21 protein-coding genes are annotated in these 25,779 nt (G+C 70.4%); 2 read left to right on the forward strand and 19 right to left on the reverse strand.

Going from position 1 to position 25,779, the window contains the following annotated elements:
* Positions 1-10: 10 nt before the first annotated feature.
* Entirely contained in the window at positions 11-1,462 is a 1,452-nt protein-coding gene (locus tag ACWCRJ_RS28055; protein WP_450941912.1) for an NCS2 family permease, read from the reverse strand.
* Positions 1,463-1,730: 268 nt separating this feature from the next.
* Here ACWCRJ_RS28055 and ACWCRJ_RS28060 point away from each other — a divergent pair, with 268 nt between their 5' ends.
* Positions 1,731-2,333: a SigE family RNA polymerase sigma factor gene (locus ACWCRJ_RS28060; protein WP_046913318.1), complete on the forward strand. Its 603-nt coding sequence runs from the start codon at positions 1,731-1,733 to the stop codon at positions 2,331-2,333.
* Complete coding sequence (locus ACWCRJ_RS28065; RefSeq protein WP_450941913.1) at positions 2,330-3,214, forward strand: hypothetical protein; 885 nt, start codon at positions 2,330-2,332, stop codon at positions 3,212-3,214. The genes ACWCRJ_RS28060 and ACWCRJ_RS28065 overlap by 4 nt, the downstream gene beginning before the upstream one ends.
* 392 nt (positions 3,215-3,606) lie before the next feature.
* Here ACWCRJ_RS28065 and ACWCRJ_RS28070 read toward each other — a convergent pair whose 3' ends face one another.
* The 18 genes from ACWCRJ_RS28070 to ACWCRJ_RS28155 form a co-directional block, all read right to left on the reverse strand.
* Complete coding sequence (locus ACWCRJ_RS28070; RefSeq protein ID WP_450941914.1) at positions 3,607-4,767, reverse strand: right-handed parallel beta-helix repeat-containing protein; 1,161 nt, start codon at positions 4,765-4,767, stop codon at positions 3,607-3,609.
* Between the two features lie 152 nt (positions 4,768-4,919).
* The gene (locus ACWCRJ_RS28075; RefSeq protein ID WP_450941915.1) at positions 4,920-6,032 is read right to left on the reverse strand and encodes a right-handed parallel beta-helix repeat-containing protein; all 1,113 of its coding nucleotides are present in this window, start codon (positions 6,030-6,032) and stop codon (positions 4,920-4,922) included.
* Between the two features lie 35 nt (positions 6,033-6,067).
* The gene (locus tag ACWCRJ_RS28080; protein WP_450941916.1) at positions 6,068-7,291 is read right to left on the reverse strand and encodes a dienelactone hydrolase family protein; all 1,224 of its coding nucleotides are present in this window, start codon (positions 7,289-7,291) and stop codon (positions 6,068-6,070) included.
* Complete coding sequence (locus tag ACWCRJ_RS28085) at positions 7,278-8,315, reverse strand: pectinesterase family protein (RefSeq protein WP_450941917.1); 1,038 nt, start codon at positions 8,313-8,315, stop codon at positions 7,278-7,280. Before ACWCRJ_RS28085 ends, ACWCRJ_RS28080 begins: the two co-directional genes overlap by 14 nt.
* A gap of 1 nt (position 8,316) precedes the next feature.
* Positions 8,317-9,465 (reverse strand): pectinesterase family protein, encoded by a 1,149-nt coding sequence (locus ACWCRJ_RS28090; RefSeq protein ID WP_450941918.1) that lies wholly within the window; start codon positions 9,463-9,465, stop codon positions 8,317-8,319.
* Positions 9,465-10,772 (reverse strand): pectate lyase family protein, encoded by a 1,308-nt coding sequence (locus ACWCRJ_RS28095; RefSeq protein ID WP_450941919.1) that lies wholly within the window; start codon positions 10,770-10,772, stop codon positions 9,465-9,467. Before ACWCRJ_RS28095 ends, ACWCRJ_RS28090 begins: the two co-directional genes overlap by 1 nt.
* Before the next feature lie 64 nt (positions 10,773-10,836).
* Positions 10,837-11,643 (reverse strand): rhamnogalacturonan acetylesterase, encoded by an 807-nt coding sequence (locus ACWCRJ_RS28100; RefSeq protein ID WP_450941920.1) that lies wholly within the window; start codon positions 11,641-11,643, stop codon positions 10,837-10,839.
* Between the two features lie 109 nt (positions 11,644-11,752).
* Positions 11,753-13,099 (reverse strand): ABC transporter substrate-binding protein, encoded by a 1,347-nt coding sequence (locus ACWCRJ_RS28105; protein ID WP_381198643.1) that lies wholly within the window; start codon positions 13,097-13,099, stop codon positions 11,753-11,755.
* 72 nt (positions 13,100-13,171) lie between these two features.
* A complete protein-coding gene (locus ACWCRJ_RS28110) occupies positions 13,172-15,169 on the reverse strand; it encodes a pectinesterase family protein (protein WP_450941921.1) in 1,998 nt (665 codons plus the stop codon).
* 33 nt (positions 15,170-15,202) lie between these two features.
* Positions 15,203-16,807, reverse strand: coding sequence for a family 43 glycosylhydrolase (locus ACWCRJ_RS28115; RefSeq protein WP_450941922.1), 1,605 nt, complete (start codon positions 16,805-16,807; stop codon positions 15,203-15,205).
* On the reverse strand, positions 16,804-17,649 hold the full coding sequence (locus ACWCRJ_RS28120) for a DUF6807 domain-containing protein (protein ID WP_450941923.1): 846 nt from the start codon (positions 17,647-17,649) through the stop codon (positions 16,804-16,806). Before ACWCRJ_RS28120 ends, ACWCRJ_RS28115 begins: the two co-directional genes overlap by 4 nt.
* The gene (locus ACWCRJ_RS28125; protein WP_450941924.1) at positions 17,646-18,836 is read right to left on the reverse strand and encodes a Gfo/Idh/MocA family protein; all 1,191 of its coding nucleotides are present in this window, start codon (positions 18,834-18,836) and stop codon (positions 17,646-17,648) included. Before ACWCRJ_RS28125 ends, ACWCRJ_RS28120 begins: the two co-directional genes overlap by 4 nt.
* Positions 18,833-20,137, reverse strand: a complete 1,305-nt coding sequence (locus ACWCRJ_RS28130; protein ID WP_450941925.1) for a pectate lyase family protein — start codon at positions 20,135-20,137, stop codon at positions 18,833-18,835. Before ACWCRJ_RS28130 ends, ACWCRJ_RS28125 begins: the two co-directional genes overlap by 4 nt.
* Entirely contained in the window at positions 20,134-21,036 is a 903-nt protein-coding gene (locus ACWCRJ_RS28135) for a carbohydrate ABC transporter permease (RefSeq protein ID WP_450941926.1), read from the reverse strand. The genes ACWCRJ_RS28130 and ACWCRJ_RS28135 overlap by 4 nt, the downstream gene beginning before the upstream one ends.
* Entirely contained in the window at positions 21,033-21,977 is a 945-nt protein-coding gene (locus ACWCRJ_RS28140) for a carbohydrate ABC transporter permease (protein ID WP_046917896.1), read from the reverse strand. The genes ACWCRJ_RS28135 and ACWCRJ_RS28140 overlap by 4 nt, the downstream gene beginning before the upstream one ends.
* Before the next feature lie 196 nt (positions 21,978-22,173).
* A complete protein-coding gene (gene araD, locus ACWCRJ_RS28145) occupies positions 22,174-23,913 on the reverse strand; it encodes an L-arabinonate dehydratase (protein ID WP_450941927.1) in 1,740 nt (579 codons plus the stop codon).
* Entirely contained in the window at positions 23,910-24,821 is a 912-nt protein-coding gene (locus tag ACWCRJ_RS28150; protein ID WP_450941928.1) for a dihydrodipicolinate synthase family protein, read from the reverse strand. The genes araD and ACWCRJ_RS28150 overlap by 4 nt, the downstream gene beginning before the upstream one ends.
* Positions 24,822-24,919: 98 nt before the next feature.
* Positions 24,920-25,603 (reverse strand): GntR family transcriptional regulator, encoded by a 684-nt coding sequence (locus tag ACWCRJ_RS28155; protein ID WP_450941929.1) that lies wholly within the window; start codon positions 25,601-25,603, stop codon positions 24,920-24,922.
* Between the last annotated feature and the right edge of the window lie 176 nt (positions 25,604-25,779).

The following is a 25,779-nucleotide window of genomic DNA, read 5'->3' on the forward strand; positions in this document are numbered from 1 at the left end:
GCGAGCGGTGTCACTTCACCCCGAACAGCTGCTGGATCGGGTTGATCGCGAAATAGACCAGGAACAGGGCCGAGGTGGCCCACAGCAGCCAGTGGACCTCCTTCGCCCTGCCGAGGACCGTCTTGATGAGGACGTAGGCGAGGAACCCGGCGCCGATGCCGTTGGTGATGGAGTAGGTGAACGGCATGACGGCGATGGTGAGGAACGCCGGGATGGCTATCTCGTACTTGTCCCAGTCGATGTGCTTGACCTGGGTCATCATCAGGAAGCCGACGGCGACGAGCGCGGGCGCGGCGGCCTGCATGGGGACGATGGTCAGCAGCGGGGTCAGGAAGAGCGCCACCGCGAAGAGGCCGCCGGTGACCAGGTTGGAGAAGCCGGTGCGCGCGCCCTCGCCGACGCCGGCCGCGGACTCGATGTAGGAGGTCGCGGAGGACGAGGAGGCGGCGCCGCCCGCGACGGCCGCCGCGCCGTCGATGAGGAGGACCCGGCCGAGGTTCGGGACCTTGCCCTCTTCGTCCAGCAGGCCCGCCTCGGCGGTGATGCCGACGACCGTGCCCATGGTGTCGAAGAAGTCCGACAGCAGCAGCGTGAAGATCAGCAGGACGACCGTGATGACGGTGGTCTCGCCGAACGAGCCGAACAGGCTGAAGTCGCCGATCAGTCCGAACTCGGGGGCGGCGACGAGGTCGGCCGGGACCTTCGGGGTGGTGAGGCCCCAGCTCTTGATGTCGGCCACCGAGTTGATCACGATCGCAACGACCGTCATCGTCAGGATGCTGATGAGGATCGCGCCCCGCACCTTGCGGGCCAGCAGGGCGACGGTCAGCAGGACACCGAGACAGAAGACGAGTACGGGCCAGCCGGACAGCGCGCCGCCGGCGCCGAGTTGGACCGGCACGGTGGTGCCGGCGATGTCGGGTATGCGGCTGACGAACCCGGCGTCGACGAAACCGATGAAGGCGATGAACAGGCCGATGCCGACGCTGATCGCCTGCTTGAGCGGTTGCGGGATGGCGTGCATGACGGCCTCGCGCAGGCCCGTGGCCACCAGGACGCAGATCAGCAGGCCTTCGAGGACGACCAGGCCCATCGCGTCGGGCCAGCTCATCAGCGGGGCTATCTGGAAGGCGACGACCGCGTTGAGTCCGAGGCCGGCGGCGAGGGCGAGCGGCAGGTTGCCGCCGACGCCCATGATGATCGTCATCACCGCGGCCACGAGGGCGGTGGCGGTGACGAGTTCGGCGCCGTCGAGGGTGTGGCCGAACTTGTCCTTGGCGTTGCCGAGGATGATGGGATTCAGGACAAGGATGTACGCCATCGTGAAGAACGTGGCGAGGCCGCCGCGTATCTCACGGGCGAAGGTGGACCCCCGGGCGCTGATCTTGAAGAAGCGATCGACGCTGTTCGCCCCGGGTGGTTCGGCTGCGGGCCGGTCGGCCACCTTCTGTGCGTCGGACATGAACGGTGCTCCTAGTGACATGCGTGGACTACGCGCGGATGCTGGCTGGATTGTTCCCCCGTTGAACCTGGTTCAGGTTTTCTCCGTGTTACGAAAACGAAGTTCGGCCTGCAAGACGGCGTTCGAAGCCGCGTACGAACCTCGTTCACGATCACTGCTACTCTTCCGGATCTCGTCGGGGGTCGACCTCGGACGATCACATGTCATTCACATGACTCGCACAGGCAGCCGGACGGGCTGCCGTGGCCGCAGCGAGAAGAGAGGTCCCGTGGGCACTGTCGTCGACGACGCAGCCTCCGTGGAGTTCCACGCCTTCTTCGAACGGCACTATGCCGAACTCTCCCGCCTCGCGCACCTGTTGACGGGTGAGGCGGACGCGGCCGACGACCTGGCAGCGGACGCGTTGCTCGCGATGTGGCACCGCTGGGACCGGGTCCGCGCTGCGGACCATCCGGTGGCGTACGCCCGTGGCGTCGTCGCCAACCTGGCCCGCACCCGGATCCGCAGCGCGGTCCGCGAGCGCCGCAGGATCACGCTGTTCTGGTCGCAGCGTGAGGAGAAGACCGAGAATCCCGATGTGCCCGGCGTGGTCGACGTCCAGTCGGCGCTGCGCAGACTGCCCTTCCGCAAGCGGGCGTGTGTGGTGCTGCGGCATGCTTTCGACCTCTCGGAGAAGGACACGGCGCTGGCCCTCGGTGTCTCGGTCGGTACCGTGAAGAGCCAGACGTCCAAGGGGATGGCCGAACTGCAGAAGCTGCTCGGCACCGAGAACGCGCCACGGCGTATGCACGCCGGCATCACGGGCGGGGGCGTGAGGGGCGCGAGTGTGACCGGTGCGGGCGCGCCGGGCAGTGGAGGAAGGGACCGATGAGGGACGTGCACGAGGATCTGCGCGCCCGGCTGCGTGAGTCGGCCGAGGCGCACGAGCCCGACCGTGCCCGCATCCTGGCCCGGATCGAGCGCGGTATGGCGGCCCCCGAGGAGCGCCGGAGCCGCAAGGCGACCCGGCCGCCGCTGTGGGGCTGGGTGCGGGTGGTCACGGCCACCGCCGGTGTCGCGAGCGTGCTCGCGGTGGGCGGCTACGCGGTCGCCTCCGCGGTGAAGGGCGAGGAGACGGCGCCGGCCGACCGGGGGACCGTTGTCGTCTCCCCGGACCCGGTCGACTCCCCGGCTGCGACGAGCCGGGCCCCGATCCCTCCCGACCGTCCGAGCCCGAGCGCCGGCGGGAAGCAGGAGACGAAACCCCGCTCGACCCCGTCGCAGAGCCCGCCGGCCAAGGACACGACCGCGCCGACGCTGCCCTCCTCGGGGGACGAGACGGACGGTCCGCTCTGGTCGGACGGCTCGGTCGACCCGCACAGCAACGACTTCTGGGCGCAGAGCAACCTCACCCTGAGGACGAGCGAGCAGCTCACCGAGCTGACCGTGCAGCTGCGGATCGCCCGGACCGGCGGGGTCACCTCGGCCGGCGCCTGGCGCTCGCTGCCGGAGCAGGACTTCGACCTCACGGTCGCCACGGACGACGGCTTCCTGGTCTACACCTGGGTGCTCAAGGACGGCCGTACGGTCCCCGAGGGCGAGTTCGTCTTCGCCGGGCAGTACAACCACGAGCGCGGCGGCCGGGACGCTGGCGGCGACCGCTACGCGATGGCCGCGAAGGCCGGCGGCGACGACCTCGCGGTGGCGGGCGGCTTCGAGGCCCACGACGACGAAAGCTCCTCGGACGAGGACAAGGACGAGGACGACTCGTAGGAAGATCCGCGGCGGCGGCAACCCTTTCTCCCCCGGTGGCGACCAGGAGGCAGCACAGTCACCACCAGCGGGGGTTCGGGCACATGAACGCGGCTGCGGAACGGACCGGGGTCACGGACGCGTTCGCGGGCGATCGGCCGCGGGTATCCCCGTACGGCCGGGTGAACAACCACGCGTGCGTGTACGGCGTCCTTGTCGGTGCAAGGCATTCGAACACCAGTCAGTACGACGTCCTCGGTCCGGGCCTGGTGCCCGACCGTGCGGACCTGCCGGCCCGAGCCCCCCTCGGCCGGCAGCGGTGCCGACCGGAGCCCCCCTCGGGGTCGGCACGAACAGCGCCCCCCGCCGGTGACGACCGGCGGGGGGCGCCTTCGCGCGCGTGCTGCGGCGGTTCAGCGCATCGTCGCTCCGATGGTGGTGGAGCCCGTGGTCAGGAACGAGGTGGCGGGCAGCGACCCGTCCGCCCGCCGCGCGCCGTACACGGTGGTCGGGGTCGTCGATCGGAAGGCGGGCGCGCTCACGCCGCTGTCCCAGTTGTTCGCGGTGGACACCGTGGAGGGGCCCAGCTCGGCCCTGTCCGCCCCGTTGTCCACCGCCAGGTTGCGGGCCAGACGGGCCTCGCCCGCCGCGAAGGAGAAGCCGCTCTTTCCGTTGGCGTAGGCCGTGTTGCGGTCCAGCCGGCTCGCGCCGGTGTTGGAGTCCCCGGTGAACCCGTGGAGCGCGTTGTCCCAGGCCGCGTTGGAGTCGACCGCGTGCGCGACCGTCGCCCCTCCCCCGCCCAGCTCGAACCCGTTGCCCCGGCCCTCGGACGCGGGGTCGTGCCGGTGGTCCCTGCCGTTGCCGAAGGCCCAGGAGTGCTCGACGGTGACGGGCGAGGAGAACTGCCAGAGGTCGAGACCGTCGTCCGCGTTGCCGTACAGGCGTGCGCCGGTGATCCTGTTGCCGGTGCCGGAGCCGAACTTCACGGCGATGCCGTCGGCGTTGCGGCCGTGGTCGGCGGTGTCGTAGTTGCCGTGGCTGTCCAGGTTCGCCACGAGGTTGTCGGTGGTGCCGTCGCCGCGCAGGGTGAACCCGGTGTCGCCGTTGTCCGCGGTGACGAGGTTCTCGAAGATCCCGCCGGTCGACGACGTGGCCACGAAGCCCTGCGCCGGGGAGTTCTGGAAGGTGAGGCCGGAGACCGTCCAGTAGTCACCGTGGATCCCGGCGAGCCAGGAGCCGGCGGCCAGCCCGGACCCGTCGATCCGGACCTTCTCGTCGCCGTACGCGGTGAGCGTGATCCGGGCCGAGGCGGTGCCGTTCGCCGTGGATCGCAGGGTGTGTGCGGGCCGGTAGGTGCCACCGCGCACCTGGATCGTCGTACCGGCGACGGCGTGCGCGACGGCCGACTCCAGCGACGCGGTGTCGGAGACGGTGACCGTGACCGCGGTGGCCGCGGCCCGGGCGTCGTCGTGCGCGAGGCCGAGGTGGACGCCGCCCGCCCCCGCCGCGACGGACACGGCGGCGGCGATCGACAGGGTTCGCGCTCTTCGATGGCGTCCGTGGCTGTGACGCACGGGGTTCCTTTCGCAGGCGACGCGTCTCGGGGAGACGGGGACGAAGCGGGCCGGAGGGGCCGCTCCGGCCCGCTTCTGCCCACTGGTCGCCGCCCGGCGGGAAAGGGTTGCCGCGCGCCCGCGAAACCGTTCGAAAAGTTTCGCGGCGAAGTTCAGTTCATCGTCGCGCCGATCGTGGTGCTGCCCGTGGTCAGGAAGGTGGTCGCGGGCAGGGTGCCGCTGGACGAGCGGGCGTTGAACGTCGTCGAGGCGCTGGTCGAGCGGAAGGCCGGGGTCGAGACGCCCGAGTCCCAGTTGTTGCCGGACGACACGACCGACGAGCCCTTGCTGACCGAGCCGCCGCTGTTGCTCACCGCCAGGTTCTTGCCCAGGCGGGCCGCGCCGGTGGCGAAGTAGTAGCCCCATTTGGCGTTGGCGTAGGCGGTGGTGCGGTTGATGACGATGGCGCCCTTGTTGCTGTTCTCGGTGAAGCCGTTGCCCGCGTTGTCCCAGGCGGCCGAGTTGTTGATCACATGGGCGACGGTCTCGCCGTCGCCGCCCAGCTTGTAGCCGTTGCCGTCCCCCGCGAACGCGGAGTCGCCCCAGCGGTTCCTGCCGTTGCCCATCGCCCAGGTGTGCTCGACGGTCACCGGTGAGGAGAAGGACCAGAAGTCCAGGCCGTCGTCCGAGTTGTTGTAGAGGCGGGCACCGGTGATGAGGTTGCCGGAGCCGGAGCCGAACTTCACGGCGATGCCGTCGGCGTTCTCCCCGTGGTTGGCCGGGTCGTAGTGGCCGTAGGAGTCGATGTTCCGGACGGTGTTGTTGGTGGTGCTGTCGCCGGTGAGGGTGAAGCCGGAGTCGCCGCCGTTGATGGTCTTGATGTTGTCCCAGACCGTGGAGGCGCAGGACTGGCAGACGACCGCGCTGTCCGGGGAGTTCTGGAAGGTGATCCCGGAGACGGTCCAGTAGTCGGCGGTCAGCTTGAAGATCCAGCCGCCGGCGGGGAGGTTCGAGCCGTCGATCTTCACGGTCTCGGAGCCGTACGGCTGGAGGTATATCCGGCTGGAGGAGCTGCCGTTGGCCGTCGACTGGACGGTCGCCGTGGGGTAGTAGGTGCCGCCGCGCACCTGGATGGTGGTGCCGGCGGTGGCGTTCTTGATGGCGTTGGAGAGGTCGGTGGTGTTGCTGACGACGACCGTGGCGGCGTGCGCCTGGGTGGGGAGCACGGCCAGGCCGGCGCCGAGGGCGAGGGCGGTGCCCAGGGCGAGAGCGGTACGACGAGACATGGGGAGCGGTTCCTTTCTCGTGCGGGTGGGGTCGTTCACAGGACGGAGTCGAGCCAGTCGAAGACCTCGTCCTGCTGAGGCGCGGTGAAGACATGACCGAGGTCCGGCCAGGTCCTCAGCCGCAGCCGCTCCTCGGCGTGGCGGGACCGCCAGACGGCGCGCAGCTTGTCGTGGGCCACGCGGACGCCGTCGGCGGGGAACAGCGGATCGAGGCCGCCGTTCAGGAAGAACATCGGCTTGGGGGCGCCGATGCTCGCCACGTCGGGGAAGTCCAGGTGCCGGGCGAGCCCGGGGTGGAGCATGTAGTAGGAGGACTGGCCGCGCAGGATGTTGTTGCCGGGGACCATGACCTCCTTGAGCCCGGTCATCCAACAGACGCTCACGGTGGCCGCGATGTCGTCGCTGAGCGCGGCCGTCTGCCAGGCCCGGAACGCGCCCATCGAGAAACCGAGGGCGGCCACGCGGCGCCGGTCCACCCGGTCGAGACCGGCCAGGAAGCCCGCCGCGCGCACGTCCTCCCTGGCCATGAGCCCGGCGAGGGACGAGCCGAGGTTGTAGAGGTTGGCGGCCAGGGCCTGCTGCTCCTCGTAGGCGACCGGGCCCCGGTCGCCCCAGCCGAGCGCGTCGACGGCGAGGACGACGTAGCCGCGCCGGGCCAGTTCGTCGCCGACGAACAGTCCGCCGAAGTACCGGTCGGCCCAGGCCTGCGCGGAGGGCAGCCTGCTCTCGTCGAACCAGGGCCGGACCAGTTTCTCCTTCCCGATGTCGAACCTGGCGCCGTGGTCGTGCAGGAGGAGGACGGCGGGGAAGGGGCCGGTCCCGTGCGGGGTGAGCAGGGCACCCCGGACACGGCCGTACCGGGTCAGGGAGAGGGTGACCGTCTCCCGCGTGAACCCGTCGCCTTCACCGCTCCGCTCGCCGAACTCGGGTGCGTACGGCGTGTCGTCACGGGCGACGAACAGGTGCTCCTCGACCTTCGCCCGCGCCACCCGCCGCCAGGTGCGGAAGTCCCGGAGGGGAGAGGTGCCCCAGGCCAGCGGGAAGCGGAGTTCCTCCTTGAGGAGGGGGTGGAAGTCGGGAAAGGTACCCGGCGGGGCGGCCGAGGCGGGGACGGAGCCCCCGACGACCGCGTCGGGCTCCGCCCCGGCAGCGGCCGCCGCCGTTCCCGCCCCCGCCAGGAGCGCCGCCGCCCCCGCGCCCACGACGAAGGAGCGGCGCCCCACGGGGTCACGGCCTCCGGTCGGATCACCGGTGGCCATAGGGCCTCCAGTCCTCCAGATACGTCCGCCGCGTGTGCGTCGCGGCCTCGGCCTCCGTCAGCTGCGGCCGGTTCTCCGGCACCGCGACCACCGCGCCCGGACCGGAGTTGGCGTACTCCCGAAAGCGCATGGTCTGCCAGGGGTGGGCCTCCCGCATGTTGGTGTACGGGGCGGCCGTGTCGATCCCGGGCCCGATCCAGGTGTCCCGCACGACCAATGAGGGCCAGGCGGTCGTCTCGTACGAGGGCACCCAGGGCCGGGCGATCTTGTACGCGGCGTCCTCGGCGGCGGAGGTGATCCGGCCGCGCAGGGCGAGGAAGCCGTAGGGGTTGGCGCGGGCGGTGGCCGGGGCGAAGACCATGCCCTTGGGGGTGAAGGGCACGTCCCGCTGGAGCGTGCGGAAGTGACACTCCTCGAAGACGGCCCGGGCCCGCCCGAACACGAAGTCGACGTCGCCCTCGATGTGGCAGTGCCGGTAGTACTGCCGGTCGAAGGCGTCGAGCGCGGTGGTGTCCGCGAAGAGGGTGTCCTGGTGGGCGAGGAACCGGACGTTCTCGAAGTGCGAGCGGTCCCCCGTGACGTACGCGGCGACCGCCTGGGTCCCCGTGTAGTCCGGATGGTCCGCGCGCAGCCAGTCGTTGGCGAGGGTCAGGTCGCGTACGGTCAGCCCGGCCGCCGCCGAGGTGAAGGTGGCGGAGCCCGCGGTGCCGTACGTGCCTCCCTCGGGCCTCGGGGTGCCGTTGGCCCGGTCGAAGACGACGACGGCGGCGCGGGGGTCGTGGGACGCCCCGCGCAGCGTCAACTCCTCTTTTCCCACAGGGATGTCGACGACCTCGCGGTACGTCCCCGGGTGGACGACGATGGTCCACCCGGGGCCGGTGACGGCGTCGACGGCGGCCTGGACGGACCCGCCGGGCCGCACGTGCAGGACCCGGCGGGCACGGCCGTGGGCGAGGGCGGGGGTGGTGGTGCCGACGGCCGCCAGGCCGCCGGCGAGCCCGGTGAGCAGGGTGCGCCGGCGCATGTCAGCACCTCTCCCACGGGGTCCAGTCGCCGAGGTACGCCTCGCGGGTCGCCGACGCGGCTTCCTCGCGCGTGAGCTGGGGCCGGTTCTCGGGGACGGAGACGAGGGCGCCCGGCCCGGTGTTCCGGTACTCGGCGAACCGCTGGTCCTGCCAGGGAAAGCCGGCCGACATGTTCGTGTACGGGGCGACCGCGTCGATCCCCCGCCCGAGGCGGGTCTCGCGCACGGTGAGCATGGGCCGGGCGGTGGTGTCCGAACTGGGCACCCAGGGGCGGGCCAGCTTGTAGTAGGCGTCCGGGGCCTCGCTGGTGATCCGGCCGCCGGTGACGAGGTAGCCGCGCGGGTTGGCGCCCGCGGTGGAGGGCGCGAACACGAACCCGTACGGGGCTGACCCCAGATCGGTCCTGGTCAGCGTGTGGAAGTGGCAGCGCTCGAACACGGCCGTGGCCCGCCCGAAGACGAAGTCCACGTCCCCTTCGGCGTAGCAGTCGCGGAAGTACTGCCGCGCGAAGGTGCCGAGGGCCATCGAGTCGGCGTACAGCGTGTCCTGATGTCCGAGGAACCGGCACCGCAGGAACGCCGCCCGGTCGCCCTGCACCTTGATCGCGACGGCCTGCGTGCCGCTGATCTCAGGATGATCGGCGCGCAGCCAGTCGTTGGCGAAGGTGATGTCCCGCGCGGTGAACCCCTCGGCCTGCACCAGGGTCGTGGCGGACCCGGTGGTGCCGTAGGTGCCGCCGCCCGGCTTCGGCGTACCGGCCGCGTTGTCGTACACGACCACCACGTCCCGGGCGTTCCCGGAGGCTCCGATCCAGGTCATCCCGGTACGGGCGACACTGACGGCGACGGTCTCGCGGTACACGCCCGGCGCGACGACCAGCGTGTACCCGCTACCTCCCCCAGTGCTGAACGCCTGGGAGGTACCCCCAGCCGCGGTCACCGCGGCCTGGACGGTGGTGAAGTCACCGGCACCGGCGGCGTCCACGTACAGGGTCCGCGCGTCGAGCCGGGCGGCGGGCGATCCGTACCGGCCGAAGACGCGGCGACCATGGGCGGCTCGGGCGGGGGTTGTGAGGGTGAGGGCGAGGGTGGTGCCGAGGCCGGCGGTCAGGAGGGACCGTCTGCCGACCCCGCGGCCGGAGCCTCCCATCAGCACACCTTCCCGGCACCCGCGCCGTTCCCGACGATGCCCGGCACGGCACGCGGGGAGTCGACCTTGGTGCGCAGGGTGGGCGTCCACCCGGCGCCGGACTGCAGGATCTCCGTGGGGATCTCGGCGTTGTGGACGGCGATCAGGTCCGTCGGCTTGCCGTTGACGTAGTTGTTCTGGGCCGTGAGCGGGGACTCGTTCCACTTCTTCAGGGCCTTGCCGACGCTCGCGCCCGCCGGCAGTGTGATCGCGTTGTCGCTGGCGTGGAGCTGCGAGCGGATGCCGACGCCGAAGATGTAGTAGTCGGACTTCTGCGCCTCGCCGACCACGTAGTGGTTGTTGTAGACGTCGACCTGGCCGAACCGCACGCGCGGGGAGCGCTGGAGGATCCCGTCGAAGCGGTTGTGGTGCATGGTGACCTTGAGCTTGCCGGAGTCGGTGGTGGCGGTGCTGTCGCTGTTGCCGATCAGCATGTTCTTGTCGTGGTCCTGGAAGCGGTTCCAGGACACGGTCACGTGGTTGGCGCCGCGCACGATGTCCGTCAGCCCGTCGTGCTGCTGGAAGACCTTGCCGAAGTAGACCGGCCGCTCGCTGTCGGGGTAGCGCCCGTCGGTGAACGTGTTGTGGTCGAGCCACACGTGGTCGGTGCCGTAGACGACCACGGCGTCGTACTCGGAGTTCCAGTTGCCGGTGTTGTTGTCGTCGGTGGGGTCCCACTTGGGGAAGCAGTCGAGCGGCGCCTCGATGGTGAGGTTGCGCATGATGACGTTGGAGACGCCCTTGATCTGGATGCTGCCGCCGAGGATGCCGGAGTGCTTGCCGACGCCGACGATGGTGGTGTTGCTCGGGATGTTGGCCTTGATCTCCGAGTCCTGGCGGGCGGCGGAGGCGACCCGCGCGTCCTCCTGCGGGCCCTTGGCGACCTGGTCGTTGCCGTACACGGCCGGGTCGTAGTCCTTGAGGTACTGCTGGAGGTCGTAGCCGCCGGTGACGAAGGCCTCGCATCCCTCGGAGACGGCGTCGATCATGCCCTTGACCTTGATGATCTTCGGCGCGTCACCGCCGTCCCGCAGCGCGGCCTTGAACTCGGCCCAGGTGGTGACGGTGTAGACATGGCCGGCGTCGGCCGTCGAGCCACCGGTGGTGCCGCCTTCGGCCGAGCCCCAGCCGTCACCCGCGCCGAGGACCTGCCGGCCGAGGTCGCGTCCCTGGGCCTGGGCGACACCGGTGCCCGTGACGCCGAGGACGAGGGCGGTGCAGCCGATGACGGAGGTCATGACGTGGGCATGCCAGATACGAGGACGCATGGATGTGGTTCCTTTCGAAGCAAAGGGGGGTCTTCAAGGGCGCGCGAAAGCCGCGCGCGGGGAGCTATGCCTGGGGCCAGGTGATCCAGGAGTCGGGGATCGCCTCGGTCAGCCGGCGCAGGTCGAGCCGCGACAGGACCCGGCGCCGCAGCAGCTCGGAGGCGACCAGCCGCGCCACGGCGATGGCTCCCGGCGGGTTGAAGTGGGTGTTGTCCTGCTCGGTCGCGGTCCAGTTGAAGTACTTCTTGGTCTCCTCGACGCCGAGCCTCTGCCACAGCGCGATGGACAGCGCCTGGATGTCGAGGAGCGGGACACCCTCCTGCGCGGCGAGCGCGATCGCCGCCGCCGGATACTCGCCGTGGGTGGGCAGCGCGGTGCCCGCCGCGTCGAACTTCCTGCGTTCGACGGAGGTCGCGAGCACCGGCCGGGCCCCCCGGGCCCGTGCGCCGTCGATGTACCGGCGCAGATGGTCCTGATAGGTCGTCCACGGCTCGGTGTAGCGCGTGGGGTCCGCGATCTTGGAGTCGTTGTGCCCGAACTGGATGACGAGCAGGTCTCCGTGACCGATGGCGTCGAGGATGACGTCCAGTCGCCCCTCGTCGATGAAACTCTTCGAACTACGGCCGTTCACCGCGTGGTTGGAGACCTTCAGCCCGGAGCGGAGGAAGAACGGAAGCGCCATGCCCCACCCCGTTTCGGGGGCGGCGTCGGCGTACTTCTGCGCGGCGGTGGAGTCGCCGGCGATGTAGAGGGTGCGTTCCCGGCGCGCCCCGCGGGACGCGGCCGCGGCGGACGCGGGCCCCGTGGCGGCGACGGCGAGCGGAACGGCGGCGAGCGCCGCGGTGGTGACCTGTCTACGGGTGAGTGACACGTGCGGGTGCCTTTCCAGTAGGCCCCGCGCCCCGATCTGGGGCGCGGGGAACTGCGCGACCGGCCGAGTACGAACCGGTGGCCGGGGAGACCGGCCTACCGGCAAAGGGTCAGCCCTTCTGCTCGTTCCATTCGGCCTGCGCCTTGTTCAGCTGGTCGGCCAGGGCGTCCAGGAACTCCTTCGCGCTGGTCTGGCCGTCCATCACCTTCTGGAAGGCCGGCTCGTTGTCGGTCTTGGAGATCGTGTTCCAGTCGGGCAGGTAGTACGGCAGCTGCACGATGGTGGTGGATCCGTCGGTCAGCGCGGCGGCGGCGAGCTTGGTCGGCTCGGCCTCGGAGATCCAGCTGTCCTTGGCGGCGTCGTTGTTCGACGGCACCTGCCCCGCCGACTTGTTGAACTTGGAGTTCTCCTCGTGCGAGGTGGCGAACTCGATGAACTTCCAGGCGGCCTCCTTGTTCTTCGAGCTCTTGAACAGCCCGAGCCCGTCGACCGGGTTGGAGACCTGGACCCGCTTGCCGTCGGAGCCGGTCGGCTGCGGGATGCCCCGGAACTTGTCGACGCCGAACGCCTTCACGTGGTCCTGGTAGGAGCCCAGGTTGTGGTTGAGCATGCCGATGGTGCCGGAGTCGAACTGGGCGACCATCTTGGTGAAGTCGTTGTTGAGGTCGGCGGCCGGCGTGACCTTCTTGTAGAGGCCGACGTACTTCTCCAGAGCCTTCACGTTCTTCGGGTCGTTGACGGTGCTCTTCTCACCGCTCGCGTCCCAGAACGAGGTGATCCCGGACTGCCCGTACATCGCGTCCAGCGCCTGCGCGATGGAACCGGCGCCACCACGGATGGTGTAGCCGAACTCGTTCTTGCCCTTGTTCGTGAGCTTCTCGGCGGCCGCGTAGAACTTGTCCCAGTCGGTCGGCGCGTCCAGGCCCGCCTTCTTGAACAGGTCGGTGCGGTAGTAGAGGACACCGTTGTTGGCGGAGGTCGGGATCGAGTAGAGGGCGTCACCGCCGCCGGCGGACTTCAGCGACTCGACCATCGCCTCGTTGAGCTTGCCGTTCAGGGAGGACTTGGCGAGCCGGTCGTCGAGCGGCTCCAGGGTGTTCTGGGCCGCGAACCCGGCGGCCATGGCCGCGCCGACACCGCCGACGTCCGGCAGGCCGCCGCCCTGGATGGCGGTGTCGACCTTGGACTGGTACTCGGTGGAGGCGATCCCGACGTACTCGACCTCGATGTCCGGGTTGGCCTTCTCGAAGTCGGCGATGATCTCCTTCCAGATGTCGGTGCGGACACCGCCGTTGTTGTCCCAGAAGAGGACCTTGCCCTTGCCGCTGCCCTCGGAGCCCTTGTCGCCGCCCGCGCCGCTGCCGTCGTCACCGCAGGCGGTGGCGGTCAGCGCGAGGACGGATCCCAGGGCGACGGCCACGGCGGCGCGCCTGCTTCTGCGGTTGCTGATCTTCATGGAACGGCTCTCTTCTGCTGGATACGAGGGTTATGAAGTTGTGGGGGGTCTGTGCTGTCCCCGGAAGCGGACTCAGTGGCCGGCGCGCCGGCTGTGCGGCGCCCAGCCGTCCGTCCCCGCGAGGTAGGTGGTGACCGTGTGGGCCGACGCCCGGGAGGCGTCGAGCTGCGGCCGGTCGGCGCTCACGCCGGCCCCGGGCCCGTACGTCCGGTACTCCGTGAACCGCGCGTCCTTCCACGAGAAGCCGCTCATGTCGGTCCACGGCGACGACTTGACCGCGGCGGGCAGTTCGGTGTCCCGGAAGAGCACCTGGGCGACGGCGTCCGGCTCGCCGCCCGGGTGCCAGGGCCGGCCGAGGTGGAAGGTCCCGGCGGGCGCGTCACTGACGACCTTCGACCGGGTGATCAGGAAGCCGTAGGGGTTGTCCTTCCAGGTGGAGGCGGCCGTGATGTAGCCGTTGTTGCTGTCCGAGCCCCGGCTGAGCGCCTTGATCAGGGAGCGCTCGATCACCGTCGTGGCCCGGCCGTAGATGAAGTCGACATCGCCCTCGATGTACGAGTCGCGGATGTAGACCCGGCTGACGACGTCGAGCTTGGGACTGTCCGTCATCAGGGTGTCCTGGTTGCCCAGGAAGGCCGTGTTCTCGAAGACGATCCGGTCGCCGGTGGTCTTCATCGCGAGCGCCTGCTCGCCGTTCACCTCGTTGGCGGCCTCGTCGAAGTCGTTGCTGAAGGTGAGGTTGCGGGCGGTGACGTCACTGGCGAGGATCCGCACGGTGGCGCTGCCGTTGGAGCCGCCGTTCGCGGCGGGCGTGTCGAAGACGATGACGGTGTCCGAGCGGTCCTGTCCAGTCCCCCGCAGCACCAGGTTCGGCTTGTTCGCGGGGATCAGGACCTTGGCCCGGTAGGTGCCGGGCGCGATGCTGATCGTGACCGTGCCGTCGTTGCCGGCGGGCACGGCGTCGACGGCGGCCTGCACGGTCGCGTGGTCGGCGGGGACGTTCAGCACGGTGTTCGTGCCGAGTGTCTTCTGCGGGCCGGAGAACCGGGTGACCAGCGCGGGGACGGCGGCGGCAGGGTCGAGCCGGTAGCGGTAGAAGTCCCTGGGGTCGAAGGCGGCGCCCCAGGCGTCCTGCCGTCCGCCGACGTTCTTCAGGATCGACCCGCGCTGCACCAACTCGGCGGTGGCGTCGGCCTGGTAGGGGTGCTGGACGCCGTCGTAGTAGCTGTTCTCGATGACCATCTTCGTCCGGCCGCGCGACCAGTTCCCGTACGTCCACACGGGGTCGCCGTCGGCCACCTGCGCCGAGAGGTAGTTGTTGTAGAGGTGCGCGTAGGCGCAGTTGTCGGCGGAGGGGTTGCGCTGTTTGGTGCCGGTGAACCAGTTGTGGTCGATGGTGATCTCGGTTTGGACATTGGTGGTCCAGCCGATGCCGAGGGCCTTGTTGTGGTTCCTGAACTGGTTGTGGGAGACCGTGATGTACCGGCTGTCCTTGCGGATGTCGAGCAGCCCGTCGCCCATGTGCTCGAAGCGGTTGTGGTCGATCCAGACGTGGTCGACGGTGTCCATCTGGATCGCGTCGAAGTCGGTGGTCTTGCCGTCCCAGTCGCCCTCGACGTAGGAGTCCCGGATCGTCAGGTTGCGGATGATGACGTTGCCGGTCCCGGGGCCGAGGTGCAGTTCGCCGTGGACGATCTCGCCGGTGCCGCCGACGCCGATGATCGTCTTGTTCGAGGTCACGGCGATGTCCGAGCCGAAGGGCGCCACGTCGATCGTCCCGGCCACGCGGATGACGTAGGGCTCCTCGGCGGAGGCGTACCGCATCAGCGAGGCCTGGTCGGTGACGGTCACGACCTTGCCGCCGGCGCCCCCCGTGGTGCCGCCGTCGAGGGAGGCGAAGCCGTGCGGCCGGTCGCTCCAGCGGGGTTTCGCCGTGGTGGAGGCGGCCTCGGCGGGCTGTGCGGCCTCCGCCGGGGTGAACGCGCCGACCAGGAACGAGGCGATCAGGGCGGTGACGGCGGTTAAGGCTCTCCCTCGATGCGGCAAGCGCTTGCTACGGAGGTGCGTCATTGCGGCTCCCAACAGGCGTACGAAGTCTGGGGGTCAGGCGGTCGTGGCGCGTGTGGCGGTGATCCGGAACTGGGTGAACGTGGCCGCTCCGGCGTGTCCGCCGCCGGTGGGCGCGACCGCGAAGAGGCCGAGCAGGGCGCCGACCCAGCGCCAGGGGGTGGCGGCGAAGACCTGTCCCGAGGACTGCCATCCCTCCCCCAGGTCGTAGGAGAAGCGGCAGCGGGCCCCGGCGGCGGTCTCGATCCGCAGCCGGACCCGTCCCTCCGGCGCCGGGCGGGGATGGCCGGCGTCCCGTTCCCGGTCCGCCACGGTCTCGGCGAACCGGTGGACGAGGTGCACGGTCCCGTCGGCCCCCCGCTGGAGTCCGATCCAGCGGAACGCGTCCCCGAGCACGGCGAGCCCCGCCCGCGCCCCCGGTTCCTCGCTGTCGAGCCTCAGCTCCACCTCGATGACGGCCGGGATCCCCGGCAGCCGCTGTGTGAGCACATTCGCCAGTTTCCGCAGGTCGTGCGCGTGCACGGAGCGCACGCACGTGAGCCGCAGTCCGTCCCCGGAGTGCTGGGTGGCCCAGCCGTCCTGAGGGTTCGCGGTCCACTGCCACTGGCGTCCGAAGCGGCCGCCGGGGAAGTCGTCGTCGGTCGCGGGCGCGGCCGGCGGCTGTGCCGGCAGCGCCGGCTTGCGGTGGACGGCGACCGGGGCGCCGTCGTCGCCGATCACCGGCCAGCCGCCCGCGGCATCCCAGCGCATCGGCTGGAGGTGGACGACCCTGCCGTACGCGCCGCGCTGCTGGAAGTGCAGGAACCAGTCCTCGCCGGCCGCCGTACGCACCCAGCCGCCCTGGTGCGGCCCGTTGACCTCGGTGTCCTTCTGCTCCAGGGCGATGTGTTCCTCGTACGGGCCGAAGAATTCGCGGGAGCGGAAGACGCCCTGCCAGCCGGTCTCCACACCCCCGGCGGGGGCGAAGATCCAGTACCAGCCGTCGTTGCGGTAGAGCTTGGGCCCCTCCAGGGTGAACCAGCCGGGGAGCCGGTCCGCGTCGACGACGACCTTGCCCTCGTCGAGCAGTCCGGTGCCGTCCGGCCGCATGCGGTGCCCGGTGAGCCGGTTCTTGATCCCGGAGCGGGACCTGGCCCAGGCGTGCACGAGGTACGCCTCGCCGGTCTCCTCGTCCCACAGCGGGCAGGGGTCGATGAGTCCCTTGCCCTCCTTGACCAGGTGCGGCCGGGTCCACGGGCCTCGGATTCCGGGGGCGTTGACCTGGAAGATGCCCTGGTCCGGGTCGCCCCAGAAGATCCAGAACCGGTCGTCGAAGTGCCGCAGCGAGGGTGCCCACACCCCGCAGTCGTGACGCGGGACCCTGAACTCGGCCGCCGGTTCCAGGAGTTCGAGCGCGTGGCCGACGAGCGTCCAGTTGACCAGGTCCCGGGAGTGGAGCAGGGGAAGGCCCGGGGCCCGGCCGAAGCTGGAGGCCGTCAGATAGAAGTCGTCGCCCACGCACAGCACGTCGGGGTCGGACCAGTCGGCGTCGAGGACCGGGTTGCGGTAGGTGCCGTCGCCCTGGTCGGCGCAGAAGGCGGCGGACGCGGTGCCGGCGGACGCGGTGCCGGCGCCGGCAGTGGCGGCGGACAGGCCGCTCATGCGTTCACCGCCTTCCGCGCGAGGGCAGCGGCCTCGCCCCGGTCGAGGATGCCGTCGGCGACGACGGTGACGACCCGGCGTACGGCGGTCTCGCCCGGCCCGATCGGAAGGCGCTCGCTGTGGGCGAGGGAGGAGCCGACTCCCGGGTACTCCTCGGCGCGCACGAACCACGGGTCGCGGCGGGTGGTGTCGGTGGCCCCCGCGAAGACGAGCGTCCAGTTGCTTCCGGCCAGGGCGAGCCAGTCGGCGCGGTGCCCGTGGACCGCCGACTCGCCCTCCGCGTCGGCGGTGAAGACGCGGGGTGCGGCGGCTTCCTTGCGGGCCCGCCAGAAGAAGCCGCCGTACGCGGCGCCGGGGCGGCCGTTGGTGGCGGGGCTGCCGATCGAGACCGGGGCGTCGGTGGTGTTGGTGAGGGAGAAGGTGAAGTCCAGCGCCCAGGCGGATTCGGTGAGTTCGGTGGCCGCGACCGTACGGCGTTCGCGCAGCAGCTCTCCGGGGGACGCCACCCAGCGCAGTTCCTCGACGAAGCCGTCGGGGTCCCGCAGCTGGAAGGCGGTGTGGCGCTGGGAGCCGTGGTTGGCGAGTTCGGTCGGGCCCCGGTCGCGGACGTAGGTGCGTCCGCCCCAGAAGTTGTGCCCCTCGACGTCGGGAACGGCGACACCGACGCCGAGGTGGTGGGTGTGGTCGGCGGGGCTCAGTTCGGTGACCGCCGTACCGGACAGGGTGGTGACGGGGTGCAGAAAGGGGCGGGGCGAGTGCCGTTCCGGCAGTTCGGGCCGGGTGAGGTAGCGGCCCACCGGACGGCCCGCCACCCGCAGGACGAGGGATGCGTCGGTCATCATGTGCTCACCTCTTTCGCCGGTGCTTCGGGCAGCGCCCAGGAGGCGCCGAGTTCGGAGTAGAGGGCGAGGTTGTCGGCGGCGGCCGCGACCAGGCCGTCGATGCCGTCGACGACCCGGCGGTCCTCGTCGGGCAGCCGGTGCCAGGCGCCGGCCGGGAGCGCGACCGGGTCCGGCGCGACCCGGATCGCCTCGACGACCTTCATGAACGCGCCGGTCACCGCCGGCGGGACCAGCAGCTCGGTGCCGTCGACGAGGTGGTCGACGAGGTTCTCCAGCAGGTCCGTGCGGTCGTACTCGATCTCCTCCGGGCCGTGCCCGGCCCGCTGGACCAGCACGCGGTCCTGCTTGTACCAGAAGGTGATCCGGCCGCTGGTGCCGTGGACGACGTTGTACGGCTCGTCCGGGTCCTCCGCGCACAGGGTGGCGGCGACGGTGATCCGGCCGCCGTCGGCGGTGGTGACCCGCACGCACGAGGTGTCGTCGGACTCGATGTCGTTGGCGCGCAGCAGCTCGGTCTCGATGCCGGTGACGTCCTCGGCGCGGCCCGCGCCGGCGAGCGCGAGCCCGGTGGCGACGGCGTGCGCGAGGGGGTTGGTGAGCGCCCCGTCGATCACGTCCACGCCGTTCAGGCGACGCTTGCCGGCCCAGGGCGCCCGCCGGTAGTACGCCTCGGCGCGCGCCCAGGCACCGGCTCCGCCGATGCCGACGACCTCGCCGATCAGGCCCTCCGCGACCATCTTGCGGATGGCGGGCAGGGCGTGCGAGCCCAGCGACTGGAAGCCGATCTGGCAGACCGTGCCGGCGTCCGCGACCCCGTCCGCCATGCGGCGGAACTCGGCGTACGACGGGGCCGGCGGCTTCTCCAGCAGCACGTGCACGCCCCGCCGGGCCGCCGTCAGGGCCAGGTCGGTGTGGGTCGGGATCGGGGTGCAGATCACCGCGATCGCGGCGCCCGTCGCGTCGAGGAGCGCCCCGAAGTCGGCGGACTGCTCGGGTGTGCCGAGACCGTCCGGGATCTCGTCCGCGCCCAGCGGGGTCAGCTCGCAGATCCCGGCGAGCCGGACGATCCCCTTGTCCTGCAGCCGCCGGATGTTCTCCAGGTGCCAGCGGCCGTGACCGCGGGCGCCCGCGAGGACGAGCGGCAACGGGGTGTCGTAGGCGGTGGTCTCACGGTTCATCGGGGTCATCGGATCCTCCCTGCGCCCGCGCCGCGGGCCACCTCTCGGTCGGCCCTCCCGGCGCTGTCGATCTTTTGGTGCAGGGTAGGCGTCCAGCCGACGTCGGCCGTGAGATCACGCTCGCTGCCGGAGTTGTAGGCGTTGTGGATGGCCAGGAGATCCACCGGATAGCCGTTGAAGAGGGTGCCCGTCTGGTGCAGGGCGGTGCCGTTCCAGCTCTTGACCAGGTCGGCGGCCTCGATGTGGCCGGGGGTGGTGAAGGCGTTGTTCTCGGCGTACACGGCGGACTCGGTGGAGACGCCGACGGAGTAGCGGAAGTCGTGGGCGTCGGCCGGGACGACGTAGCGGTTGTTGTAGAGGTGCACCTGGCCGAAGCGGACGCGCGGCGCGCGCTGCACGACGTTCTCGAACTCGTTGTGGTGCAGCGTCACCCGCAGCCTGCCCCGGTCGCCGGTGGCCGTGTCCCCGTTGCCGATCAGGATGGCCTTGTCGTGGTCGGCGAAGCGGCTCCAGGAGACGGTGACCAGGTCGGAGGCGTTGGTGATGTCGAGCAGACCGTCGTGGCGAAGGTGGTTGCGGCCGAAGTACGTCGGCTCGTCCTCGTCGGAGTGCCCCTGGTCGGAGATCGTGACGTGGTCGATCCAGACATGGCTGGAGCCGCGCACCCAGATGTTGTCGTACGCCGTCTTCCAGTCGCCGAGTCCGCCGGTGTTGGGCTGCCAGACGGGGAAGCAGTCGTAGGCGTCGCGGAGTTCGAGGTCGCGGACGATGACGTTGTCCACGCCCTTGAGCTGGAGGCTCGCGCCCTTCAGGACGGCCCCCTTGAGGCCGACGAGAGTGGTGTTGGGGCCGACGGCCAGCTCGACCCGTTCGGCCTGCTTCGCCGCCGACGCCTGACGGGCCTCCTCCTGGGGTCCGGCGGGCTTGGCGGAGCCCCAGCTGCGCGGGTCGTACGCGGCCAGGTACCTCTTCAGGTCGTAGCCGTCGGTCGCGTAGTCGGCGCAGTCGAGCCGGTCCCCGTCGTCGTCGGTGTTGGCGTCGACGGTCCCCGCGATCCGGATGATCTTCGGGGTGGCACTGCCGCCGTCCAGGGCCCGGACCAGCTCGCTCCGGGTCCGGACGGTGAAGACATGGGCGTCGTCTGCGGTGGAACCCCCCGTGGTACCACCGTCGGCGGCCGCCCAGCCGTCGTCCGTCGCGAGCGTGTCCCGGCCGATGTCCCGGGCCTCGGCCCCGGCCGGGGTGGTGAGCGTGGCGCCCAGCACCCCGGCGAGGGCGAGGAGCTGCGCCGCTCTGCGGCGTGCGGTCATCCCTTCACCGCCCCGGCGCTGAAGCCCGTGATCAGCCACTTCTGGATGAAGGCGAAGACGATGACCACCGGGACGGCGGCGATGATGCCGCCGGCCGCCAGCGCGCCGAGGTCCACGCTGTCCGCGCTGAGCAGGGTGTTGAGGCCGACCGGGATCGTCTGCTTGTCCTGGTTGCTGAGGAACATCAGGGCGAACAGGAAGTGGTTCCAGGAGTGCACGAAGGCGAAGGAGCCGACGGCGATCAGGCCGGGCCGCAGCAGCGGCAGCACGACCACCCGGAACGCGGTGAAGCGGTTGCAGCCGTCCACCCAGGCCGCTTCCTCCAGCGTGTACGGCACGTTCTTGATGAAGTTGCTGATCAGGATGATCGACAGCGGCAGCTGGAAGACCGTCTCGGCGAGGATGACACTGCCGAGCGAGTTGATCATCCGCAGCTCGGCGAAGATCTGGAACAGCGGGACGAGGAGCAGTGCGCCCGGGACGAACTGGGAGCACAGCAGCGCCAGCATGAACCCGCGCTTGATCTTGAAGTCGAAGCGGGCGAGGGCGTAGCCGCCGGCCAGGGCGACGAGCGTGGTCATCAGCAGGGTGACGACACCGACGAGCACGCTGTTCTGGAAGTAGACCCCGAAGCTGCGCTCGTTCCACACCTTCTCGAAGTGCTCGAACGTCACCGGCCACGGCACGAGCGAGGTCGAGCCGGGCTTGCGCAGCGCGAAGAGCAGGATCCAGTAGAAGGGGACGAGGGTGAAGACGAGGTAGATCCCCAGCGGCAGGTAGATCTGCCAGCGCGGCACCTCGTCCCAGGCGCGGCGGACCTTGTGCGGGCGCTGCGGGGGCTCCTCGGCCGCGGGCGCGGACGTCACCGGTACGGTCCTCTCGGCGTCCTTGGTGATCACTTGGACTCGCCTCCGAACTTGCTGAGCCGCAGATAGACCATCGAGCAGAAGAGCAGGATCACGAACGCGACCGTGGTCAGGGCGGACGCGTAACCGAAGTTGTGGGCGTCGACCGAGGTGTTGGCGATGTAGAGGGGGAGTGTCGTGGTCTCCCCCGCCGGTCCGCCGCCGGTCAGGGTGTAGAGGAGGTCGACGTTGTTGAACTCCCACACCGCGCGCAGCAGCGTGGAGAGGATGATCGCGTCCTTCAGGTGCGGCAGCGTGATGTGCAGGAACTGCCGGACCCGGCTGGCGCCGTCGACCTCGGCGGCCTCGTACAGGTCCTTCGAGACGGACTGGAGGTCGGCGAGGATGAGGATCGCGAAGAAGGGGACACCGCGCCACAGGTCGGCGACGACCGCCGCCGAGAAGACGGTGGAGGTGTCGGAGAGCCAGCTGGTGCCGTACTCGCCGATGCCCATGTCCGCGAGGTAACGGGTGATGCCCGTCTGGGAGTTGTAGAGGAGCACCCAGATCGCGGAGGTCAGCACGCCGGAGACGGCCCAGGGCGAGAAGACCAGGGCCCGGCCGACGGCCCGGCCGACGAAGGTCTGGTTGACGATGAGCGCGAGTGCCAGGCCGAACAGCAGCTGCAGCGAGACCTCGACGACCACCCACTTGGCGCTGAAGACGAGGGTGTCCCAGAAGAGGGGGTCCTCGGTGAAGGCGTGGACGAAGTTGTCGAAGCCGGCGAAGCCGTTCCGCCAGGGCTTGGTGGGGTTGTAGTGCTGCAGGCTGTAGTAGAAGACGCTGATGACCGGGTAGGCGATGAAGCCCAGCATGAGCAGGGCTGCCGGGGCGATCAGCAGGTAGGGCAGCCTGCGCGGTGTCGCGGAGGCACGGCGCGCACGGCTCCGCCGGGGTGGCGCGGGCGGTTTCGCCACGGCTGCGGCTTGGGCCATGACTGGGGCTCCGTTTCTGGGTACGTCGTGGTGCGTCTTGGTGCGTCTGGTGCGTCTGGTGCGTCGTGGTGCAGGAAGCGCTTTCTCGATGGGCATGGGGTGCTCGGGTGCGCGGTACGGGGTGCCACTTGTGGTGCGTTCGCGGGTGCGGGTGCGTTGTGGCTGGTCGCGCAGTTCCCCGCCCCCTACAGCGCGCTCAGCCCGCGTAGGGGTCCGGGACCTTGCCCGGTCTGGCCAGGAACTCGAAGTCGCAGCCGGTGTCCGCCTGGGTGATCTGGTCGTTGTAGAGGGCGCCGTAGCCGCGCTCGTAACGGGTGGGCGGTGGGGTCCAGTCCGCCCGTCGGCGCTCCAACTCCTCTTCGTCCACGTTGAGTTGCAGAGCCCGCGCCTCGACGTCCAGGGTGATCGAGTCGCCGGTGCGCACGAGGGCGAGGGGCCCGCCGACGTACGACTCCGGTGCCACGTGCAGGGCGCAGGCGCCGTAGCTCGTGCCGCTCATCCGGGCGTCGGAGATCCGCACCATGTCCCGTACGCCCTGCTTCAGCAGGTGGTCGGGGATGGGCAGCATCCCGTACTCGGGCATGCCCGGTCCGCCCTTGGGCCCGGAGTTGCGCAGCACCAGCACGCTGTCGGCGGTGATGCCGAGGGACGGGTCGTTGATCGTGCGCTGCATCGTGCGGTAGTCGTCGAAGACGACCGCCGGGCCGGTGTGCCTGAGCAGGTGCGGTTCGGCGGAGATGTGCTTGATGACCGCACCGTCCGGGCAGAGGTTGCCGCGCAGGACGGCGACGCCGCCCTCCGTGGCGACCGGGTTGTCACGGGTGCGGATCACGTCGTCGTCGTGCACGAGCGCGCCGTCGAGCTGCTCGCGCATCGTGTCGAACGAGACGGTCGGCCGGTCCAGGTGGAGCAGGTCGGTGATCCGGGACAGGAACCCGGGGAGGCCTCCCGCGAAGTGGAAGTCCTCCATCAGGTACTTCTGGCCGCCGGGCCGGACGTTGGCGAGCACCGGGACGGTACGGGCGACGCGGTCGAAGTCGTCGAGGGTCAGCTTCACACCCGCGCGGCCGGCCATGGCGATGAGATGGATGACGGCGTTGGTGGAGCCGCCGAGTCCGAGGACGGTGGTGACGGCGTCCTCGAAGGCGTCGGCGGTGAGGATGTCGTTCAGCTTGCGGTCCTTGTGGACCAGTTCGACGATCCTGAGGCCGGCGGCGGCCGCCATGCGGTCGTGGCCCGAGTCGACGGCCGGGATGCTGGACGCGCCCGGCACCGTGACACCGAGCGCCTCGGCGGCGGCGGTGAGCGTGGAAGCCGTACCCATCGTCATGCAGTGGCCCGGGGAGCGCGCGAGACCGGACTCCAGCTCGGTCATCTCGCAGTCGCCGATGAGCCCGGCGCGCTTGTCGTCCCAGTACTTCCACATGTCGGTGCCGGAGCCGAGGACCTCGTTGCGCCAGTGGCCCGGCAGCATCGGCCCGGCGGGCACGAAGACGGCCGGGAGGTCGACGCTCGCCGCGCCCATCAGCAGCGCCGGGGTCGACTTGTCGCAGCCGCCCATCAGCACGGCCCCGTCGACCGGGTAGGAGCGAAGCAGCTCCTCCGTCTCCATCGCGAGCATGTTGCGGTAGAGCATGGGGGTCGGCTTCTGGAAGGTCTCGGAGAGGGTCGAGACCGGGAACTCCAGCGGGAAGCCGCCCGCCTGCCACACACCACGCTTGACCGCCTGGGCGCGATCCCGGAGGTGCACATGACAGGGGTTGATGTCGGACCAGGTGTTGAGGATCGCGATGACCGGCTTGCCGAGGTGCTCCTCGGGGAGATAGCCGAGCTGACGGGTGCGGGCGCGGTGGCTGAAGGAGCGCAGCCCGTCCGTGCCGTACCACTGGTGGCTCCGGAGTTCCTCCGGCCTCTTCGTGTGCTGCTCCTGCTTCATATCGACCACCCGGCGGCGATGGCGGCGACCTCGGCGCGTTCGTCCTCGGGCAGGTGCCTGCTGGGGGCCCGGACGTCGCGGCGGCACAGTCCGAGGGAGGCGAGGGCCTCCTTGACGACGGTGACGTTGTTGGCGGAGCCGTTGGCGGCGCGCAGTTCCTCGAAGCGGCGGATCTGCTCCCAGATCTTCATGGCACCCGGGAAGTCACCGGACCGCAGCGCTTCGATCATGTTCAGCGAGACGGCCGGGGCGACGTTCACCAGGCCCGACGTGAAGCCGGTGGCGCCGGCCGAGAAGTAGGAGGGTGCGTACGGCTCGGCGAGCCCCGCCACCCAGACGAAGCGCTCCAGGCCTGCGTCGCGGGCGAAGGCCGCGAAGCGCGCGGCGTCCGGCACGGCGTACTTGACCCCGACCACGTTGGGACAGGTGTCGGCGAGCCGGGCGAGCCGTTCGCCGGTGAGCTGCGCGTTGCGGATGTAGGGCACGACGCCCAGCTCGGGCACGGCCTCGGCGATCGCCCGGTGGTAGTCGACCCAGCCGTCCTGCGACACGTACGGGTGCACCGGCTGATGGACCATCACCATCTGCGCCCCGATCTCGCGGGCGTGCTCGGCGGAGGCCACGGCGGTGGGTACGTCGTGGCCGACCCCGACCAGGATCACGGCCCGGTCGCCGGCCTCGTCCATCGTCAACTCGGTGACCAGACGCCGCTCTTCAGGGGTGAGGGCGTAGAACTCGCCGGTGTTTCCGTTCGGGGTGAGGGTGGTGATCCCTCCGTCGAGCAGCCGGCGCAACAGGGCCCGGTGGGCACCCTGGTCGACGGTGCCGTCCTCGGCGAACGGAGTCACCGGGATCGCCACCACGTCGGCCAGGGCCGCCCGTTGGGTCTCGAACGTCACGCTGCTCATGGATGACCTTCCTCTGCAAGGACTTCTTGGAGGACCGCGGAGGTCCGGCGGGTCCGCCGCGTCGTGCGGGTTCGCCGTCGCCTCGTGGACTCGGGGGCTTACCGGGCCTGCTGGGGCCGCCGGGGCTGCTGGGCCTGGTCGTCCTCCCGCGCCCCGGGGAAGGCCCGTTCGACGAACGAGGCGATGTGCGCGTGCAGGGCGGCGGCAGCGCCGTCGGCGTCGCCGTCGAGGGCGAGCCGCAGGATCTCCCGGTGCTCGGCGGCCTCCCGTTCCCAGGAGGGGTCGGCGGCCCACGCCACGGCCGACACCAGGGCGGCCTGGTCGCGCACCTCGTCGAGCATCCGGCCGAGCAGCGGGTTGCCGCACGGCACGTACAGGGCGCGGTGGAACTCCCGGTTGGCCAGCGACCGTTCGGCGGTGTCCGTGGCCTCGTCGGCTCTGTTCAGCGCGTCGCCGGCCGCGTCCCAGGGGGCACCGCGCCGCACCGAGCGCCGCAGGGCCTCCGGCTCCAGGAGCAGCCGTACGTCATAGACCTCGCGCGCCATGTCCGCGTCCACCATGCGCACCGTGACGCCCTTGTACTGGCTCATCACGACGAGGCCGGTCCCGGCCAGCGTCTTGAGCGCCTCGCGCACCGGGGTCTTGGACACCCCGAACTGCGCGGCCAGCTCGGTCTCGACCAGGGCCTGACCGGGCGTCAACTGCCCGGTGAGGATGCGGTGCTTGATCCCTTCCAGCACGAACTGCGTGCGGGACGGGATCGGCGTGGGCACAGAGGTCATGCGCGCCTCTCGGTTCTCACGTATGGGATCTCAGGTATGGGATCTCACGTATCGCGTCTCATATATGACGTACGAAGTACGACGCGTTGAAGGTAGGAGGGGCGCGATGTTTCGTCAATGCTTCTGACAGAAGAAGATGTGCCGACCATCACATGATCTTGAGATCACACGGTCTG

This window comes from Streptomyces sp. NPDC002324 (genome assembly GCF_053593335.1).

What these genes read in the sequence shown, in the direction of transcription:
- ACWCRJ_RS28055 (WP_450941912.1), bottom strand. Translation starts at nt 1,462, where the DNA reads ATGTCCGACGCACAGAAGGTGGCCGACCGGCCCGCAGCCGAACCACCC.
- ACWCRJ_RS28065 (WP_450941913.1), top strand. Translation starts at nt 2,330, where the DNA reads ATGAGGGACGTGCACGAGGATCTGCGCGCCCGGCTGCGTGAGTCGGCC.
- ACWCRJ_RS28075 (WP_450941915.1), bottom strand. Translation starts at nt 6,032, where the DNA reads ATGTCTCGTCGTACCGCTCTCGCCCTGGGCACCGCCCTCGCCCTCGGC.
- ACWCRJ_RS28080 (WP_450941916.1), bottom strand. Translation starts at nt 7,291, where the DNA reads ATGGCCACCGGTGATCCGACCGGAGGCCGTGACCCCGTGGGGCGCCGC.
- ACWCRJ_RS28085 (WP_450941917.1), bottom strand. Translation starts at nt 8,315, where the DNA reads ATGCGCCGGCGCACCCTGCTCACCGGGCTCGCCGGCGGCCTGGCGGCC.
- ACWCRJ_RS28090 (WP_450941918.1), bottom strand. Translation starts at nt 9,465, where the DNA reads ATGGGAGGCTCCGGCCGCGGGGTCGGCAGACGGTCCCTCCTGACCGCC.
- ACWCRJ_RS28095 (WP_450941919.1), bottom strand. Translation starts at nt 10,772, where the DNA reads ATGCGTCCTCGTATCTGGCATGCCCACGTCATGACCTCCGTCATCGGC.
- ACWCRJ_RS28105 (WP_381198643.1), bottom strand. Translation starts at nt 13,099, where the DNA reads ATGAAGATCAGCAACCGCAGAAGCAGGCGCGCCGCCGTGGCCGTCGCC.
- ACWCRJ_RS28110 (WP_450941921.1), bottom strand. Translation starts at nt 15,169, where the DNA reads ATGACGCACCTCCGTAGCAAGCGCTTGCCGCATCGAGGGAGAGCCTTA.
- ACWCRJ_RS28115 (WP_450941922.1), bottom strand. Translation starts at nt 16,807, where the DNA reads ATGAGCGGCCTGTCCGCCGCCACTGCCGGCGCCGGCACCGCGTCCGCC.
- ACWCRJ_RS28120 (WP_450941923.1), bottom strand. Translation starts at nt 17,649, where the DNA reads ATGATGACCGACGCATCCCTCGTCCTGCGGGTGGCGGGCCGTCCGGTG.
- ACWCRJ_RS28125 (WP_450941924.1), bottom strand. Translation starts at nt 18,836, where the DNA reads ATGACCCCGATGAACCGTGAGACCACCGCCTACGACACCCCGTTGCCG.
- ACWCRJ_RS28130 (WP_450941925.1), bottom strand. Translation starts at nt 20,137, where the DNA reads ATGACCGCACGCCGCAGAGCGGCGCAGCTCCTCGCCCTCGCCGGGGTG.
- ACWCRJ_RS28140 (WP_046917896.1), bottom strand. Translation starts at nt 21,977, where the DNA reads ATGGCCCAAGCCGCAGCCGTGGCGAAACCGCCCGCGCCACCCCGGCGG.
- araD (WP_450941927.1), bottom strand. Translation starts at nt 23,913, where the DNA reads ATGAAGCAGGAGCAGCACACGAAGAGGCCGGAGGAACTCCGGAGCCAC.
- ACWCRJ_RS28150 (WP_450941928.1), bottom strand. Translation starts at nt 24,821, where the DNA reads ATGAGCAGCGTGACGTTCGAGACCCAACGGGCGGCCCTGGCCGACGTG.
- ACWCRJ_RS28155 (WP_450941929.1), bottom strand. Translation starts at nt 25,603, where the DNA reads ATGACCTCTGTGCCCACGCCGATCCCGTCCCGCACGCAGTTCGTGCTG.